General features: G+C 77.9%; 1 protein-coding gene. It reads left to right on the forward strand.

All coding sequences use genetic code 11. The features are described 5' to 3' along the window. A partial coding sequence (locus CCL05_RS43735; protein ID WP_107400604.1) for a TIGR04222 domain-containing membrane protein occupies positions 1-520 on the forward strand: 520 nt, incomplete at both ends.

Raw genomic sequence — 520 nt, forward strand, 5'->3', positions numbered from 1 at the left:
GGACGGGCCCCGGGCCGCCGTCACCGTCGCCGTGGTGGATCTGTATCTGCGGGGACTGGTGGTGGCGGACCGGCCGGGGACGATGCGGGCGGGCGTCGCGGACGCCGTGAGCGCGCAGCGGCCGCCGTCTCCCCTGGCCCAGGAGGTGCACGCCTGTCTCCACGAGCCCGCCGGTCTGCGGACGTTGGTCAAGGACCCGGGCGTACGGCTCGCGGTGGCCCTGATGCGCATCCCGCTCGCGGAGGCGGGCCTGCTGCGCTATCCGCTGCTCGGCCCGACACGCGGCGCCCGACGCCATGTGCGGGAACTGCGGCAGCGCCATCCGCTGCCGGCCGGCAGGCGCGGGCTGACCGACCACGACCGGCTGCTGGCCGTCGCCCTGCACGGCGAGGCTGCCGTGCGGCTGCTGGTGCCGCGCTTCGCCCTGCGGGCCGGGCTGATCCGCCGGGCCGAGGTGGGCGGCAAGGGCCTCCTCAAGCACGCGCCGCGCGGCACGGGCGGGGGCGGCGGGGGCTACTTC

This window comes from Streptomyces africanus (genome assembly GCF_002150735.1).
GTDB classification, from domain to species: Bacteria; Actinomycetota; Actinomycetes; order Streptomycetales; family Streptomycetaceae; genus Streptomyces; species Streptomyces africanus.